The 17748-nt window shown below is 72.6% G+C and carries 13 protein-coding genes; 2 read left to right on the top strand and 11 right to left on the bottom strand.

The features are described 5' to 3' along the window. Positions 1–4: 4 nt before the first annotated feature. From ACIP4Z_RS34130 to ACIP4Z_RS34095, 8 genes are all read right to left on the bottom strand, one after another. Positions 5–1411, bottom strand: coding sequence for an AlkA N-terminal domain-containing protein (locus ACIP4Z_RS34130; protein WP_401314352.1), 1407 nt, complete (start codon positions 1409–1411; stop codon positions 5–7). 106 nt (positions 1412–1517) lie between these two features. Then, positions 1518–1940: an NTP pyrophosphohydrolase gene (locus ACIP4Z_RS34125; RefSeq protein ID WP_391160679.1), complete on the bottom strand. Its 423-nt coding sequence runs from the start codon at positions 1938–1940 to the stop codon at positions 1518–1520. After that, positions 1937–3061, bottom strand: coding sequence for an aldose epimerase family protein (locus ACIP4Z_RS34120; protein WP_401314350.1), 1125 nt, complete (start codon positions 3059–3061; stop codon positions 1937–1939). Before ACIP4Z_RS34120 ends, ACIP4Z_RS34125 begins: the two co-directional genes overlap by 4 nt. A 193-nt stretch (positions 3062–3254) precedes the next feature. Continuing rightward, positions 3255–4271, bottom strand: coding sequence for a LacI family DNA-binding transcriptional regulator (locus tag ACIP4Z_RS34115; protein ID WP_355347756.1), 1017 nt, complete (start codon positions 4269–4271; stop codon positions 3255–3257). Between the two features lie 101 nt (positions 4272–4372). Continuing rightward, positions 4373–5419, bottom strand: coding sequence for an ABC transporter permease (locus ACIP4Z_RS34110; protein ID WP_188285164.1), 1047 nt, complete (start codon positions 5417–5419; stop codon positions 4373–4375). Next, a complete protein-coding gene (locus tag ACIP4Z_RS34105) occupies positions 5416–6384 on the bottom strand; it encodes an ABC transporter permease (protein WP_355347753.1) in 969 nt (322 codons plus the stop codon). Before ACIP4Z_RS34105 ends, ACIP4Z_RS34110 begins: the two co-directional genes overlap by 4 nt. After that, positions 6381–8135, bottom strand: coding sequence for an ATP-binding cassette domain-containing protein (locus ACIP4Z_RS34100; protein WP_401314347.1), 1755 nt, complete (start codon positions 8133–8135; stop codon positions 6381–6383). Before ACIP4Z_RS34100 ends, ACIP4Z_RS34105 begins: the two co-directional genes overlap by 4 nt. Positions 8136–8462: 327 nt before the next feature. Further along, the gene (locus ACIP4Z_RS34095; RefSeq protein WP_355347747.1) at positions 8463–9554 is read right to left on the bottom strand and encodes an ABC transporter substrate-binding protein; all 1092 of its coding nucleotides are present in this window, start codon (positions 9552–9554) and stop codon (positions 8463–8465) included. Between the two features lie 431 nt (positions 9555–9985). Between ACIP4Z_RS34095 and ACIP4Z_RS34090 the strand changes: the two genes are divergently transcribed. Further along, entirely contained in the window at positions 9986–12430 is a 2445-nt protein-coding gene (locus ACIP4Z_RS34090) for an RICIN domain-containing protein (RefSeq protein WP_401314345.1), read from the top strand. Positions 12431–12492: 62 nt separating this feature from the next. Further along, entirely contained in the window at positions 12493–15123 is a 2631-nt protein-coding gene (locus ACIP4Z_RS34085; RefSeq protein WP_401314343.1) for a glutaminase domain-containing protein, read from the top strand. Between the two features lie 18 nt (positions 15124–15141). On the opposite strand, the gene ACIP4Z_RS34080 is transcribed toward ACIP4Z_RS34085, so the two are convergent. From ACIP4Z_RS34080 to ACIP4Z_RS34070, 3 genes are read right to left on the bottom strand one after another with little or no spacing between them, the layout of a single operon-like run. Further along, positions 15142–16104, bottom strand: a complete 963-nt coding sequence (locus ACIP4Z_RS34080; protein ID WP_401314341.1) for an endo alpha-1,4 polygalactosaminidase — start codon at positions 16102–16104, stop codon at positions 15142–15144. Beyond that, on the bottom strand, positions 16101–16787 hold the full coding sequence (locus tag ACIP4Z_RS34075) for a spherulation-specific family 4 protein (protein ID WP_401314339.1): 687 nt from the start codon (positions 16785–16787) through the stop codon (positions 16101–16103). Before ACIP4Z_RS34075 ends, ACIP4Z_RS34080 begins: the two co-directional genes overlap by 4 nt. After that, on the bottom strand, positions 16784–17746 hold the full coding sequence (locus ACIP4Z_RS34070) for an NAD-dependent epimerase/dehydratase family protein (protein ID WP_401314337.1): 963 nt from the start codon (positions 17744–17746) through the stop codon (positions 16784–16786). The genes ACIP4Z_RS34075 and ACIP4Z_RS34070 overlap by 4 nt, the downstream gene beginning before the upstream one ends. Positions 17747–17748: the final 2 nt, after the last annotated feature.

Genomic DNA, 17748 nt, shown 5'->3' with positions numbered 1-17748 from the left:
TCCCTCACCCCTGACCTCCCCCTCCCACCCCCCACCAGTAATGAGCCGCATACGACCGCCACGGACGCCACCTCTCCGTCCCGGGCGGCACCGGCTCCGTCGAGGGGAAGACGTCCGGGTCGCCGAGGGCGCGCATGCGGATGTGGGCCGCGGTCAGGGGAGTGATGCCGGGGATGGTCAGGAGGGACCGTTCGGCGGCGTCGCGGTCGGCGCCCGGGTCGAGGGTGACCGTACCGTCGGCGAGGGCGCGGCAGAGGTCTCTGACGGGGGAGCGGCCGGCCGGGCTGCCCAGGTCGGCCTCGGCCAGGTCCTCGGCCCGCGGGAAGAGGTGTGTGAGGGCGCCGTCGGGGGCGCTCAGCGGGGTGCCGTATCGGGCGACCAAGGCGGCCAGGGGCGCCGGGGAGAACGGCGCGGCGCCTTCGCCCAGGGCGGCGCGGACGGCGTGTTCCGCCGGGTCGGGGGAGCCGGGGGAGCGGAGGCCGGGAAGGGCGGCGACCAGCGGGGCCAAGTGCGGGTCGGAGCCGAGACGTTCGGCGACCGCGTACGGATCGGCGTCGAGGTCGAAGAGCCGGCGGACGCGCTGGGTGGCCGTGGTGAGGTCGCGGAGATCGCCCAGGTGGAGTCGGCAGTCCAGCCAATTGCCCCTGCCGGGCCGCTCGGCGACCTCGGCGATGCCCGTGCCGTGGGGCAGCCGCAGGGTACGGCGGTACGTACGGCTGCCGGGGGCGCCGACGATCTCCTCGACGCCGGGCACGGCGCGTGCGGCGAGGAAGTCGAAGACCCGCCCGGAGGCGTAGGGGCCCCGGAAGGCCAGCCGGAGCGGCACCCCGGCGGCCCCGCCCACCGGCCCGGAGCGCGCGTCCGTGCGCAGCTCGGTCGGGGTGGCGGCGTAGATCTCCCGGATCGTCTCGTTGAACTGCCGCACGCTCGCGAAGCCCGACGCGAAGGCGATCTCGGCGGCCTGGAGCGAGGTGGTCTGGAGGAGCACCCGCGCGGTGTGGCCGCGCTGCGCCCTGGCCAGGGCGATCGGCCCGGCGCCCAGCTCGGCGTTGAGCTGCCGCTGCACCTGCCGGGCGCTGTAGCCGAGCCGGGTGGCGAGGCCCGCGACGCCCTCGCGGTCGACGACGCCGTCCCCGATGAGCCGCATCGCGCGGCCCACCACGTCGGCCCGCGCGTTCCAGTCGGCGGAACCCGGCACCGCGTCCGGCCTGCACCGGCGGCAGGCCCGGAAGCCCGCGCCCTGGGCCGCGGCGGCGGTCGCGTAGAAGGACACGTTCTCGCGCTTCGGGGTGATCGCGGGGCAGCTCGGACGGCAGTAGATCCCGGTCGTGGCCACGGCGAAGAAGAAGACTCCGTCGAAGCGCGCGTCCCGGCTGCTCACCGCCTCGTATCTGCTGTCCTCGACTGTCACGCGTCCCAGTATGCGAGGGCTTCGGAGCCTCGCGCTGGCGGAAATCGGACACGGCCTTCCGGCGAGCGCGGCGTCACCGGAGCCCCGCCCCCCGGGGGCACCGGCGTCAGCGTGGCCGGACCGCCCGCGGCCCCACGACGGCCGCGCCGACCTCCGTGACGCGCGCTCGCAGGCCACGGTCGGCGGTGACGACGAGGCACGGGCGGTCGGGGTCCGCGGTGCGGGAGCGGGCGGCGACCTCGGTGATGAGGTCGTCGCCGCTGCCGGGCGCGGACTCCACGCGTACGCCGGGTACCGGCTCGACGCCGCGCGCCGCGCCCTCGACGATCAGGACGATGTCCAGCCCGTGGCCACGGGCCCACGGCGGGGCGCCGCTGTCCTCGGCGAGGCCCGACGCGGCGAGCGGCACGAGCGCGTCGCGCAGCCGCTCGGCGGCGCCGCGCCGGTCGCGCCACCAGCCGTCGGGCACCGAGCCGACGACGTTGGCGCCGTCCACGACGAGCAGGGGTGCGGTCGGCGCGCTCGTCACCGGCCGCCCGCCAGGTGCGGGAAGCGGAATTCGGTGCGGCTGCGGAAGACCTCGTCGGGACGCAGCTCGGTCGAGGGGTACTCGGGGTGGTTCGGCGAGTCCGGCAGGTGCTGGGTCTCCAGGCACACCGCGTCGTGCGCGTGGTACGTCCGCCCGTCGGGGCCGGTCAGCGAACCGTCGAGCTTGTTGGCCGTGTAGACCTGGATGGCCGGTTGCGTGGTGCGCACCTCCATCACCCGGCCGCTGTCGGGGTCGGAGAGGACGGCGGCGACCCGCGGCTCGCCCACGGCCTCGCCCGTACCGCCGGAGTTGCCGCGCAGCACGAAGCAGTGGTCGTACCCTCCGGCCGTCTTGATCTGCGGGTCGGCGTCCCGCACGCCGTCGCCGAGGGGGCGCGGCTCGTTGAGGTCGAACGGCGTCCCCTCCACGGCCTGTTCCGGCCCCCAGGGGATGGACTCGGGCGTGGCGGGCAGGAAGCGGTCGGCGTCGACGTACAGGGTGTGGCGCAGCACGTCGCCTCCCGCGATCCGCGACGCGGCTTCGGCGCCGTCCCTCGCCTCCGACCCGCCCAGGTTGAAGTACGCGTGGTTGGTCAGGTTGACCACCGTCGGCCGGTCGCTGCGCGCCTCGAAGTCCAGCGACAGCGTCCCGTCGTCGTCGAGTGCGTACGTCACCGTGACGTCCATCGCGCCGGGGAAGCCCATGTCGCCGTCCGGGCTGTGCAGCGTCAGCCGCAGCGCGCCGGGGAGCGGCTCCGCCCGCCAGACGCGGCTGTCGAAGCCCTCGGGGCCGCCGTGCAGATTGTGGCCGCCGTCGTTGTCCGGGAGCCGGTAGTGGCGGCCGTTGAGCGTGAAGCGGGCCTCGCTGATCCGGTTGGCGTAACGGCCGACGAGCGCGCCGAAGTACGGGGTGTCGGAGGCGTACGCCGCCAGGTCGGGCAGGGACAGCACCACGTTGGCGGGGCGGCCCGTCGGGTCGGGCACGTGCAGCGCGTGCAGGACGCCGCCGTAGGTGAGGATCTCGGCGCTCACCCCGGCGGCCGAGCTGAGCCGCCAGCGTTCCACTCGCCACCCGTCGGGAGTGGCGCCGAAGGGTTCGCTGAGCGGGGTGGGACGGGGCATCGGCAGTCCTCGTAAAGGGGGTCAGGGCGACGGATGCCGGACGCGGCGGGCGTCCGACGGCGGGAAGGGCGGCGGGAAGGTGAAGAGAAGACGACGGGAAGACCGGGCGGGGAAACCGGCCGGGGGCGCGACCGCGGGCGACCACGGTCGGGCACCGGTGGCCGACCCCCGGGGACAACGCTACGCGGCGCGCTCACCCCGCTCTGGGCGCGGTCGACTCCCTGGTGACCAGCGTGTATCCGGGCGTGATCCGCTCCGGCCTGATCTGCGGCGTACCGGTCAGCCGCGCCACGACCCGCTCCACGGCGAGCCGTGCGATGGCCTGTTTGTCCGGGGACACCGTGGTGAGCGCGATCGTCGAGAAGCGGCCCTCCTCGACGTCGTCGAAGCCGACCACCGACACGTCCTGCGGCACCCGCAGCCCGCGCTCGACCAGGGCCCGCATCGCGCCGAGCGCCATCAGGTCGTTGTACGCGAACACGGCGTCGGGGCGGGTGCCGCGGTCGAGCAGCGCGTTCATCGCGGCGGCGCCGTCCCAGCGGCCGTAGCCGTCGGTGGCGGCCACCAGCGAGTCGTCGTCCGGCAGCCCGGCCGCCGCCAACTCCTCGCGCCAGCCGCGCAGTCGCAGGTGCGCCGGTTGCCTGGCGCTCTCCCTGCGGGCGCCGAGGAACGCGATCCGCCGGTGCCCGAGTCCGGTCAAGTGCCGTACGGCGGTACGGGCCGCCGCCACGTTGTCGATGGCGATCTGGTCGTACGGGGCGTCGTACTCCCGCTCGCCGAGCAGCACCAGCGGCGCGTCGTCCATGCGGCCCAGCAGGTCCGCGGCCTCCAGCTCGATCGGGCTGAGGATCAGGCCGTCGATGACATGGGCCCGGAAGCCCTGCGAGACCAGCACCTCCTTCTCGCGCTGGCCCGCGGTGTGGTCGAGCAGCACCGTGTAGTCGTGCCGGGCGGCGGCGTCGATGACGGCCCCGGCCAGCTCCGCGAAGTACGGGTTGCCGAGTTCGGGGACGGCCAGCGCGATGATGCCGGTGCGGCCCTTCCGGAGATGGCGGGCCGTCAGATTCGGCCGGTAGCCCAGCTCGTCGATGGCCCGCTGCACGCGCTCCCGCATCCCCGGCGTGACATGCGGATAGTTGTTCACCACATTCGACACGGTCTTGACGGACACGCCCGCCAGTCGCGCGACATCCTTCAGGCTGGCGCCCACGGAGTTCCTTCCCTCGGCCGACCTCGTGCGAGGCGCGGCGGTTCCGGCCTCAGTGTGCTGGAGCCGGTCCCGCGGATCGCGGACGGCCCCTCCCGGCCCGGTCAGGTGCCCCGGCGGGCGGCCGACAGATAGCGCTGGGCGACGACGACCACGATCAGGAAGCCGCCGCTGACCACCGACTGGTAGGAGGAGTTGAGCGAACCGATCTGATTGATCAGATTCTGGATCACACCGAGCAGCAGCACGCCCCACAGCGTGCCCGACACCGAACCCGCGCCACCGACCAGCAGCGTGCCGCCGATCACCACCGCGGAGATCGCGTCCAGCTCCATGCCGACACCGATGATGGTCACACCCGAGGACAGCCGGGCCGCGTTCAACGCGCCCGCCAGCCCCGCGAGCAGCCCGCTGAGCGTATAGACCAGCACCTTCGTACGGGCCACCGGCAGCCCCATCAGCAGCGCCGCGTCACCGCTGCCGCCGACGGCGAACAGCGCCTGGCCGAACGAGGTGCGCTGGAGCACGAGGCCGCCGACCCCGAACAGGGCCAGCGCGATCAGCACCGGGTAGCCGAAGCCCCACACCGCGCCGCCGCCCAGCTCCTGGAAGGCCGAGCCGCGCGGCACGAGATACGTGGTGGCGCCCTCGTGGGTGAGCGCGAGCAGCAGCCCGCGCGCGCCGAGCAGCGAGGCCAGCGTCACGATGAACGGGGCCATCCCGGCCCGCGCGACCAGCAGTCCGTTGAAGGTGCCGATCGCGCCGCACACCACGAGCGGCACCAGCAGCGCGGGCAGGAATCCGTACTGCGAGGCCCACGCGGCCAGCACACCGCCGAGCGCGAAGACCGAGCCGACCGACAGGTCGATGCCGCCGGTGACGATCACCATCGTCATGCCGAGCGCGACGATCGACAGGAACGACGCCTGGATGGTGATGCCGCGCGTGTTGTCGAGGGTGGCGAAGGAGTCGAAGACGAAGGACGAGATCAGGCAGAGCAGGACGAGGACGGCCAGGACGCCCTGGCGCTGGAGGAGTTCGGCGGCGCGCTGCCGCCCGGAGGGGCGCGACTCCGCGCTCACCGGCAGCGGCGCGTCACCGGCCACGGCGAGCGCGGGAGCGGGGGCGGCTGTTTTCACGAGGGCTTTCATCGGGATCGACGCTCCCGGGCGACGTAGACGGCGACGAGGATGATGCCCGCCTGGACCATCTGGGCGGTGGAGTCGTGCAGATTGTGGGTGACGAGCGTGGCGTGCAGGAGCTGCATCAGCAGCGCGCCGAACACCGTGCCGAGGACGCGTACCGAGCCGCCGGTCAGCGGAGTGCCACCGACCACGACCGCGGTGATGGCCGACAGCTCCATCAGATTGCCCAGCGAGGACGGGTCGCTGGCGGTCAGCCGCGCGGTGGCGAGCACACCCGCGAGCGAGGCCAGCACCCCGCACAGCACGTACACGCCGATCAGCACCCGCTTGACGGGGAGTCCGGCGAGCCTGGCCGCGGCGCGGTTGCCGCCGATGGCCACCAACTGGCGGCCGAAGGTGGTGCGTTGCACCAGGAAGGCGACCAACAGCGCGAGCACGCCCGCGATCAGGACGACGATCGGGACGCCGAGCACGCTGTTCGTGCCGAGGTCCAGCAGATTCTGGTTCTCGATCTGCTTGAGCTTCCCGTCGGCGATGACCAGGGCCAGGCCCCGGCCGCCGACGAAGAGCGCCAGGGTGGCCACGATGGGTTGCAGCCCGACCAGCGACACCAGCGAGCCGTTGATCAGGCCGACGAGCACACCGGCGAGCAGCGCCACCGACAGCGCGGGCAGCAGGCCGTATCCGAGGTAGAGCGGCAGCACGGAGCTGGCCAGCGCCATCGTGGAGCCCACCGACAGGTCGACGCCCTCGGTGCCGATCACCAGCGCCATGCCCAGCGCCACGATGACGACGGGGGAGACCTGGACGAGCTGCGTGCGCAGATTGTCCGTCGTCATGAAGTGGTCGGTGAAGACGCCGTTGAAGACCAGCAGCGCGGCGACCGCGGCGTACACGCCGTACCGCTGGAGCCAGTCCGCGATCCGCGACCGGTCCAGGCCGCGGGGGAGTGAGTACGGGGCCGAGGTCATCGCGGGTCCTCCTTCGCGGTGGCGGAGCCGGAATCCGCCGCGGGAGCGGGTGCGGGCTCTGCGTCGGCGGGTGCGGGCTCCGCGTCGGCGGGTACGGGCTCTGCGTCGGCGGGTACGGGCTCCGGGTCCGCGGCTGCGGGTTCCGGGTCGGTGTCCGGCGCGGCGGCGCTGTCGTCGTCCCCGGTCTCCGCCAGTACGGCGAGCAACGCGCTCTCCTCGACGTCGTCGCCGGTCAGCTCACCGGCCACCGCTCCGGCGCGCAGCACCACGATGCGGTCGGCGCCCTCGACCAGCTCCTCGATGTCGGAGGAGATCAGCAGGACGGCCAGGCCCTCTCCCGCGAGGTCGTCGATCAGCGACTGCACCTCGGCCTTGGCGCCGACGTCGATGCCGCGGGTGGGCTCGTCCAGCAGCAGCACCTTCGGCTCCAGGCAGAGCCAGCGGGCCAGCAGCACCTTCTGCTGATTGCCGCCGGACAGCTCGCCGACCTTCTGCTCGGGGCCCGCGGCCTTGATCCGCAGCCGCTTCATGAAGATGTCGACGATCCGGTCCTGCCGCTGCCGGGACACGATCCCGGCGCGGGACAGCCGGGGCATCGCGGCCAGCACGATGTTCTCCCGGACCGAGAGGCCGGGCACGATGCCCTCGGCCTTGCGGTCCTCGGGCAGCAGGCTGACCCCGGCCCTGATCGCGGCGGACGGGGTGAGGCGGCGCACGGTGTGCCCGCCGACGGTGACCTCGCCGCTGTCCAGTGACAGCGCCCCGGACAGCGCCTTGGCGGTCTCGCTGCGCCCCGAGCCCAACAGGCCGCCGAGGCCCAGCACTTCGCCGGGCCGCAGGTCCAGGCCGATGTCGTGCAGCAGGTGACGACGGGTCAGTCCTTTGGCCGTGAGCACCGGTTGGCGCTCGGCGGTGTGGCCCTCGCCGAAGCTGGTGGCACCGTGCCTGCGGACCTCGGCGATCTCCCGGCCGAGCATCAGCGAGACCAGCCGCACCCGGTCGGTGTCGGCCAGGTCGCCGCTGTGCACGAGGCGCCCGTCGCGCAGGACGGTGACGCGGTCGCAGATCCGGTACAGCTCGTCCATCCGGTGGCTGACGTACAGGATCGAGATGCCGCGCTCGTGCAGCTCACGGATCACCCGGAACAGCGTCTCGACCTCGCGCGGTTCGAGCGACGAGGTGGGCTCGTCCATGACGACCACCCGGGCCCGCACGGAGACGGCGCGGGCGAGCGCGACCATCTGCTGGGTGCCGATGCCCAGGGTGTGCAGCGGGCGGCGCGGGTCGGCGGTGATGCCGAATCCGCCGAGGAGTTCCGCGGTCTCGCGGTGCATCCGGGGGAAGTCGATCAGGCCGAAGCGGTTCTTCGGCTCCCGGCCCAGGAAGATGTTGCGGGCCACGCTCATCAGCGGGACCAGGTTCACCTCCTGGTAGATGGTCGAGATCCCGGCGCGCTGCGCCTCGTGCGGGTGGTGGAAGGCGATCGGCTCGCCCGCCAGCCGCAGTTCGCCGTCGTCGGGCCGGTAGACCCCGGTGAGCAGCTTGATCAGCGTCGACTTGCCCGCGCCGTTCTCCCCGACCAGCGCGTGGATCTCGCCCTCGCGCAGGGTGAAGGAGACGTCGTCGAGCGCCACCACGCCTGGGAAGCGTTTGCTGACGCGGACGGCCTCCAGTACGGCTCCGGCCGCCGGTGGCGGGCTCGGCGGACCGGGCGGCGCGGACTGGGCCGCGGCGGCTTCGGGTGGTGCCATGGTCGTGGCCTTCCGGGGTCGCGGGGAAGCGGGAACTCTTCTACGGGCTGACGGGCTGACGGGCTGTACTGGTGGGGCGGGCTCTTACGGGTGGGGCAGGCTCTACGGGCTGGGCGGGCTCTACGGGTGGGGCGCGCTCTTACGGGTGGAGCTGGCCGGCAGGCGGCGGACCTGTGGTCGTACGGGCTACAGGCGCCCCCACCGGCTCGACAGCCCGGCGGGCCGACCCGCCGATGGTGCGGCGTACGGCGGGGAGGCACCCCGCCGTACGCCTGTCCGAGGGGTGGCGCGGGGGGAGCCGCGCCACCGGTTCCTCCTGACCGAAGGTCAGAACGCCCCGCCGACCGACGCCTTGGCGTTGGACTCGTCGTAGGCGCGGTCCGAGATGATGACGTTCTCCGGGATCGCCTCGCCGCTGTAGAACTTCTGCGCGGTGGCGAAGGCCAGCGGGCCGAAGCGCGGGTTGGACTCGATCACCGCGTTGTACGTGCCGTTGACGATCGCCTGCACGGCGTTGCGGGTGCCGTCGACCGAGACGACCTTGACGTCCTTGCCCGGGTTCTTGCCCGCGCTCTTGAGCGCGGTGACCGCGCCGAGGCCCATCTCGTCGTTCTCCGCGTAGACCGCGGTGATGCCCGGCTTGGACTGGATGAGCTGCTCCATGACCTGCTGGCCCTTGTCACGGGTGAAGTCACCGGTCTGCTGGGCGACGACCTTCAGGCCGGGCGCCTTGGCGGCGATCTCGTCCACGAAGCCCTTGGTGCGGTCGGTGGTCACGTTGTTGCCCGAGGAGCCGAGCAGGATCGCGACCTGGCCCTTGCCGCCGGTGGCCTTGATCATGGCGTCCGCCGCGCGCTTGCCCTGCTCGACGAAGTCCGAGCCGAGGAAGGTGACGTAGTCCTTGCAGGACGTGGCGTTGATCTTCCGGTCGATGGTGATCACCGGCACGTGCTTGGCGGCGGCGGCCTTCAGCGCCGGGTCCAGGCCGTCGGAGTTGAGCGGCGCGACGATCAGGAGCTGCGCGCCCTGCGCGAGCATGTCCTGGATGTCGCTGATCTGCTTGGGGAGTTGGGACTGCGCGTCGGTGGTCAGCAGCTTCTTCACGCCGAGCTTGGCGGCCTCGTCCTTGATGGACTGGGTCTCGGCGATACGGAACGGGTTGTCCTCCTTCTCCGACTGGGAGAAGCCCACCACCGCGTTCTTCAGGTCGAGCTTGGGGGCGCCGTACGCCGTCAGGGTGCAGCCCGCGCCGGACGCCGTCGGGTCCGTGGTGACCTGCTGCTGCGCCGCCTGGTCCGAGCCGGAGGGGGAGGCGCCCTTGTCACTGGACTCCGACTTGGAGCAGCCGGTGGCGGCCAGCCCTGCGGTGGCCAGCAGCAGACAGGTGGCGGCCAGTGCGCGGGTTCTGTGGTTCGTCATGCTCACGACACTCCTTGGTCGCGACGGCAGCGGCCGTCGAGTCGTACGTGGGTCCGGCTCCGTGCCGGGGCGGGTGCGCTTCCGGGGTCCGGTCCGGGCTCCCCGAGGAGGCGGTATGACGTGCGGAGATGGCGGCGCTCCGGGGGTGGGAACGCCCGTTCCCTCCCTCGGCTTTACAACGTTATATACGCGCGGCGGCACCTCGACAACCCGTCGTTCCCGATGTTTCCAAAATGCTTCCCACCGCTGTGATCCGTGCTCAGGCAACAACCCCGACAGGCCCGTACGACTTCTGTCGCTGCTCTGGACATGCCCATCCCTGCGTGCTGTCATTCCGGGTGGCACCGCCGTTTCCAACGTTGGAAGGACCGTCGCCGCCAGGGTTCGCGCCCCCGCAGCGCCCCACCCGAAGCCACCAGGAGCCACCCCCCATGCCCCTGAACCGTCGTCAGTTCGCACTCACCGCACTCGCCGCCGGCACCGCAGGGCTCCAACTGCGGTTCGCGGGCGGCGCCCAGGCCGCCCCCACCCCCGCCGCGGCCCGTGTCGCCCCCGCCCGCGGCGGCCTCTACGCGCCGAACGCCGCACCGCTGGCCCCCACCGCCTTCCTGCGGCTGCCGCCCGGCGCCGTCACCGCGCGCGGCTGGCTCGACGGCCAACTGCGCCTCCAACTCGCCGGTCTGTGCGGCCGGTACGCCGACATCTCGCACTTCCTCGCCATGGACAACAGCGGCTGGGCGCACCCCGACCGCGCCGGCTGGGAGGAAGTGCCGTACTGGCTGCGCGGCTATGTCGACCTCGCCGTGCTCACCCAGGACGCCACCGCGCTGGCCGCCGTACGCCGCTGGATCGACGCCATCGTGGCCACCCGGCAGTCCGACGGCTTCTTCGGCCCGACGGCCCTGCGCACCTCGCTCGGCGGCGGCCCCGATTTCTGGCCGTTCCTGCCGCTGACCTGGGCACTGCGCAACTGGCAGGAGTACAGCGGGGACACCAGGATCATCCCGCTGCTGTCCGCCTTCTTCCGCTACATGAACGCCCAGGGCCCCGGTGCCTTCAACCAGAGCTGGGTGTCGGTGCGTTGGGGCGACGGCCTGGACAGCGTCTTCTGGCTCTACAACCGCACCGGCGAGAGTTACCTGCTCGACCTCGCCGACAAGATCCACGCGGGCGGCGCCAACTGGGTCAACAACCTCCCGTCGCTGCACAACGTCAACATCGCCCAGGGCTTCAGGGAACCGGCGCAGTACGCGCTCCGCTCGCCGTCCAACGCCCTCACCCAGGCCGCCTACCAGAACTACACCGCGGTGATGTCCGCCTACGGCCAGTTCCCCGGCGGCGGCTTCGCGGGCGACGAGAACGCCAGACCCGGCTTCGGCGACCCCCGGCAGGGCTTCGAGACCTGCGGCATCGTGGAGTTCATGGCCAGCCACCAGTTGCTGGCCCGGATCACCGGCGACCCGCTGTGGGCCGACCGCTGCGAGGACCTGGCCTTCAACTCACTGCCCGCGGCCCTCGACCCGGCGGGCAAGGGCGTGCACTACATCACCAGCGCCAACAGCGTCGATCTGAACAACACCCCGAAGACGCAAGGGCAGTTCCAGAACGGCTTCGCCATGCAGTCCTTCCAGCCGGGCGTCGACCAGTACCGCTGCTGCCCGCACAACTACGGCATGGGCTGGCCGTACTTCACCGAGGAGCTGTGGCTCGCCACCCCCGACAACGGCCTGGCCGCCGCGATGTACGCACCGAGCAGCGTCACGGCCAAGGTCGCCGACGGCACCTCGGTCACCATCACCGAGACCACCGACTACCCCTTCGCGGACACGGTCACGCTCAAGATCACCGCACCGCGCGCCCTGGCCTTCCCGCTGTACCTGCGGGTCCCCGGCTGGTGCTCCGCCCCGCGCGTCACCGTCAACGGCCAAGCGGTCAGCGCCCCTTCGGGACCCGCCTTCACCAAGATCAGCCGCACCTGGAACAGCGGGGACACCGTCACCGTCCAGCTCCCGCAGCAGACCACCGTCCGCACCTGGTCCGCCAACCACGGCGCCGTCTCCGTCGACCACGGACCGCTCACGTACGCGCTGAACATCGGTGAGAACTACGTGCGGTACGCGGGCGACGCCGAGTTCCCCGAGTACGAGGTGCACGCCACCACACCCTGGAACTACGGGCTCGCGCTCGACTCCGGGTCCCCGTCCTTCACCAAGTCGGGCGGCTCGCTGGCCGCCAACCCCTTCACGCACGACGGCACGCCGGTAAGGATCACCGTGCCCGCCCGCCGTATCGCGGAGTGGAAGGCGGACGGACAGCAGGTCGTCAACCCGCTCCAGACCAGCCCGGCCCGCAGCACCGCGGCCGTCGAGACCGTCACGCTGATCCCGATGGGCGCCGCCCGGCTGCGGATCTCCGCCTTCCCCACCGCCACCCCCAACGGCACCCCGTGGGCACCGGCAGGCGACTACCTGAGGATCTGGAACAAGAACTCCAACAAGGTCATGGGCGTCGACCTGATGTCGACCGCGAACAGCGCCCACGTCGTGCAGTTCGACGACAACGGCACCGCCGACCACCTGTGGCAGCTCGTCGACAACGGCGACGGCTGGTACCGCATCCGCAACCTCAACTCGCAGAAGATGCTGGGCGTGGACCTGATGTCGACCGCGAACAGCGCCCAGGTGGTGCAGTTCGACGACAACGGGACCGCCGACCACCTGTGGCAGCTCGTGGCCAACGGCGACGGCTGGTACCGCATCCGCAACAAGAACTCGGGAAAGGTGCTCGGCGTCGACCTGATGTCGACGGCCAACAGCGCGCCGGTCGTGCAGTACGACGACAACGGCACCGCCGACCACCTGTGGCAACTGCGCTGAGCCCCCGGCTCCCCCCACCCCCGCTCCGCTCTCCTTCCCCCCACCTCTGAGGACGGACTCCCGTGACCCCCGACGACTCCGCGACCCCGCACGCCCGCCCCGGACGCCGCGAACTCCTGCGCTGGAGCGGCGCGTTGACCGCCGCCGCGGCCACCGGCGGCTGGCTCGCCGCCGTGCCCGCACAGGCCGCCACAGCGAACGCCGTCACCGCGACGGCCGTTCCGGGCGCGGCCCCGCACGCCGCCCAGGCGGCGGCCTCCACCTTCAGCCCGCTGCGCCCGCCCGCCGTACCGCTGGCCGTCCGCTCGCCGTACCTGTCGACCTGGCTGCCCGCTGACAACCTCGCGGGGACCTGGCCCGCCTTCTGGACCGGCCACGTCACCGCGCTGTGCGGTCTCGCCCGGATCGACGGCGCGGCGTACGTCTTCCTCGGCAACCCCGCGCTGCCCGGCGGCCCCGCGCTCACCACCATGCAGCAGGTGTCGCTGCAACTCACCGCCACCCGCTCGGTCTACCAGCTCAGCGGCGGCGGGGTGACGCTCACCGTCACCTTCTTCTCACCCGTCGACGTCGGCGATCTCCAGCGCCAGTGCGTACCGCTCAGCTACGTCACCGTGCGGGCCGCGAGCAACGACGGCCGCTCCCACACCGTGGACGTCCACCTCGACGCCTCCGGTGAGTGGGTGCACAACAACGTCGCCACGCCCATCACGTGGGACCGCACGACCACCGGCCGGATGACCGTGCTCAGCGCGGAGCCCGCCACCCCGGGCGTCCTTCAGGAGAGCGGCGACCAGGCGTCCTGGGGACGGCTCGTGCTGGCCACCGCCACCGGCGGCGCGGTGACCCATCAGATCGGCCAGGACACCGTGGTGCGCGCGGCCTCGGCGGGCACCGGGCGGCTCGACGGCTCGGTGGACACCGCCAAGCCGCGCGCGATCAACGACCGATGGCCGGTGCTCGGCCTCAACCGGGACTTCGGCACCGTCGACTCCGGTACACCGTCGGCGGAGTTCACCGTCGTCCTCGGCCATGTCCGCACCCCCGCCGTCACCCACCTCGGCGCACAACTCCAGCCGTGGTGGACGCACTACTGGAGCTCCTGGACCGCCATGGTGGACTGGTTCGACGCCGACCGCGGCGCCGCGCTGACCGCCGCGACCGCCCTCGACCAGAAGATCCACGACGACGCGGTCACCGCGGCCGGCGGCGGAAGCACCGGCGACCACTACGCCGCCGTCTGCGCCCTCGCGCTGCGCCAGGCCGTCGCGGGCACCGAACTGGTCGACCGCGACGGCGGCCCCTGGGCGTTCTTGAAGGAGATCTCCTCCAACGGCGACATGTCCACCGTCGACGTGATCTACCCCGCCTTCCCCGCCTACCTCTACCTCTCCCCGGCCTACCTGCGACTGGTGCTCGAACCGCTCTTCCACTACGTCGAACACGGCGGCTGGTCACAGGACTTCGCACCGCACGACCTCGGCACCTACCCCAACGCCTTCGGCCGCGCCGACGGCAACGAGGAGAGCATGCCGGTCGAGGAGTCCGCGAACATGCTCATCATGGTCGCGGCGATCGTCCAGCGGCTGCCCACCGCTGACGGCGCGTCATATGCCGCCGCCCACTACGCGGTGCTGCGCCGCTGGGCCGAGTACCTGGTCGCCAACACCCTCGACCCCGGCTACCAGAACCAGACCGACGACTTCACCGGCTTCATCGCGCACAGCGCCAACCTCGCGCTCAAGGGCATGGTCGGCATCGGCGCGATGGGCGTCATCGCCGCCGCCACCGGCAACACCGCGGACGCCGCCCGCTACCGCTCGGTCTCCCGCGGCTACCTCAGCCAGTGGACCACCCTCGCCCAGGACTCCTCCGGCACCCACCTCAAACTGGCCTACGACCAGGACGGCACCTGGAGCCTGAAGTACAACGGCTTCCCCGACCGGCTGCTCGGCCTCGACCTGGTCCCGGTCGGCTTCGCCGAACAGGAGGCCAACTGGTACGCCTCCCACGCCGGCGCCTACGGCATCGAACTCGACCCGCGCAACGACTACACCAAGGCCGACTGGGAACTGTGGACGGCGGCCTGGCTCGCCGACCGGCCCGGCGTCCGTGACCTGCTCGTCAACGGCGTCTACGCCTACGCCGACACCACCGGACAGCGCGTCCCGTTCAGCGACTGGTACACCGTGGCCAGCGCCGCCCAACGCGGCTTCCAGGCCCGCCCGGTGGTGGGCGGCGCGCTGGCCCTGCTCCTGAAACCCGCCGCGTCCACCGTGGTGTGGTGCCGGATCCAGAACCGCAACTCCGGCAAGGTGCTCGCCGTCTCCGGCATGTCCCGCGCCGACACCGCCGAGGTCACCCAGTACGCCGACAACGGCACCGCCGACCACGTCTGGACCGTGCTCGACAACGGCGACGGCACCGTACGCATCATCAACCGCAACAGCGGCAAAGCGCTCGCCGTCCACGACCAGAGCCTCGACGACGGCGCCCACGTCCAGCAGTACCAGGACAACGGAACGCCCGACCACCTGTGGCGGATCGTCGACAACGGCGACGGCTGGAAGAAGATCGTCAACGTCCGCTCGGGCAAGGTCCTCGCGGTCGACGGCATGTCCCAGGCCGACGCCGCCCAGGTCACCCAGTGGACCGACAACGGCAGCGCCGACCACCTGTGGCGGATGATCTGAGCGCCCTCGCCCGACCGCTCAGCAGGGATCGCGCCACGCGTCCAGCGAAAGGTGCTTCACCATCGAACTGAGCCCCAACTTCCTCGCCTGAGAGCAGAACTGACCGGCCTTCAGCTTGTACTCGACGTGGAAGACCGGCTTGTCCGCCGCGATGAACGGCGCCATTTGCGCACACTCGTCGTACTGCGCGCACTCCTCGTTGACCGCGAAGTCGAAGTACCGCACGAGCGTGGCCACCTGGCCGACGTCGTTCTTCAGACCGACGGCCAGCCCACGCTCGTGCGCCAGGTCGGCGATCATCCGGTTGTACGTGATCTGCTGAGCGGCCGTCAGCGGAAAGCCGGTGGTGTTCGCGTAGCCGTCCATCAGGTCGGGCTCCACCGCGTCGAAGCCCTTCTCGCGGCACATGTCGAAGCGGGCGGCCATCAGCGGGCGCAGGACGTCCACCCGGCGGATGTCCAGCCAGCGTTCGCCGTCCCAGCCGTCGCCCTCGCCGCGCACCGACGCGGGGAATTTCCCGCTGTCGGGGCGGAAGGACTCCCAGGCCCCGACGTTGATGTAGCAGATCACCTTGCGCCCGGCCGCGTGCAGCGTCCTGACCACCTCGGCGCCGTTCTCGAAGCCGTCGATGTCGTAGACCGGTACGTCCACCGAGGTGTCGACCGTGCCGCTGAGCTGCCACTGCCAGGGTGTGCGGGCGCGCGGATGCCAGTACGCGGGCGCGCCCCGCCCGGTCGCCGCGTGCGTGTGCGTACCTTCCGGGGCGCTCGCCGGGCCGGTCGTGGCGGGGCTCGACGCGGCGCCCTTCGCGGGCCCGGACGCGGTCGCCGAGGGACTGCCGCCCGCCGTGCCCCCGCCGTCCGTACCTCCCCCTCCGCCACCGTCCCCGTCACCCGACGACGAGCAGGCCGCCAGCACGAGCAGCAGGGCGGCGGTCACCGTGCGCACGGTGAGATTCAGCGCCGTACGGCGGGCGGTCATACGTTTCCTCCGATCGGGACGGGCGCGGTCCGCCACGGATTGGGCGGCAGACCGGGGACCGCGCAGCGCACGGCCGCACCGCGCAGCGCCGCCAGCCGGGCCGCCCGCCCCGCGAGACCGTCGGGCACCCCGTACACCAGATGGCAGAACCGTTCGGCCGGATGCCCGGCCGTCCAGCGCGGCACGCCCGCGCCCTGGTAGTCGTCCCAGGTCCCCTCGAAGGTCACGAGCAAGTCGCAGAGACGGGCGTAGCCGGGATCGGGGTGCACCCCTGGATTGAACACCACCGTCCGCGCCCCGCAGAGCCGGGCCGTCCTGGCCAGCCACCGGTAGTACGGGATCCGCCGCGCGTCGGACGCCACCCGGTCGAAGAACACGCCGTCGGTGGCGTACCAGGCCCGGTACCTGCGCAGATCGCGGTAGACCGTGTGCGCCGGGCGGGCCGCGTAGTCGGTGTCGACATAGCCGAGCACCGGCGCCCCGGCCTCCCGCAGCCGCCGCGCGGCGAGCGTGTACACCGGGTCCGGCCGGTCGCCGGGACCGTCCGCGGCGTTGAGCACCACCCCGTACAGGGCCGGTGCCGCGTCCTCCAAGGCCCGCCACGCGGCCGGGTCCACTGCCGGGTGGACGTACAGCGGCACGAGCAGCGAGCCCGCGGAGGGCGCGGGGGAGCCATGGCTCACGGTGAGATCCTGACCGGCTCGCCCGGCACCGCCGCCCACAGGGCGGTGAGCGCGTCCCGCAGCGTCCGCGTGGGCTGCCAGCCCAGCGCGTACGCCGCGAGCGTGATGTCCGCCTGGTGCCAGGACACCCCGGCCGAGCGCTCCGAGCCCCGCCCCGACTCCTCCAGCCGGCCGGTGAAGCCGCTGACCGAGGCCAACTCCGCCGCCAGCGTGCGCACTTGGGTCGCCTCGCCCGAGCCGATGTTGACCACGGGCGGCACCGAGCCGGGCGCGGCCACCGCGAGGGCCACCGCGTCCGCCACGTCGTCCGCGGCGACGAAGTCGCGGTACGCGGCCAGGCTGCCGGTGCGCACCACCCCTTCGCGCGGCGCCTCGCGGAAGGCGGCGGCCAGCCTGCCGGGCAGCCCGGAGGTCGGCGAGCCCGCGCCGACCGGGTTGAAGACCCGCAGCACCACCGCGTCGAGGCCCGAGCCGGTCACGGCGAGGGTGCCCGCCAGCTTGGCCGCCCCGTAGACGCCCTCCGGCCGGGCGGGCGCCGACTCCGCCAGCGCGGCGCCGGGCTCCGCCGGTCCGTACTCGGCCGCCGAGCCCAGGTGCACCAGCCGCGCCGACGGCGTGGCGAGCGCCATCGCCTCGCACAGCGCGGCCGGCCCCCGCGCGTTGGTCGCGCACAGCGCGCTCGCGCGGCCCGCCACCACGCCCGCGCAGTCGACCACCGCGTCGGGGGCCAGGGCGGCGAGCCGCCGGGCCAGGACGTCGACCGGCACGGTCGCCAGGTCGGCTACCAGATCGAGTCCGGCGCCGCCCTTCGGACCGCCCCGCGTACCGCCCTTGGCACCGTCCCCCGCGCCCCGCCCGCCGCGCAGGATCCGCGCACCGGGCGTCCGCTGGAGCCGCGCGGTCACCCGGGAGCCCAGGAAACCGCCACAGCCCAGTACGAGAATCCGCGTCCGCGTCATGT

The sequence above is a fragment of the Streptomyces sp. NPDC088910 genome, assembly GCF_044749865.1.
Lineage (GTDB): Bacteria > Actinomycetota > Actinomycetes > Streptomycetales > Streptomycetaceae > Actinacidiphila.
Note: the sequence above shows the minus strand (reverse complement) of the source record. Positions and strands in the feature narration are given on the sequence as shown.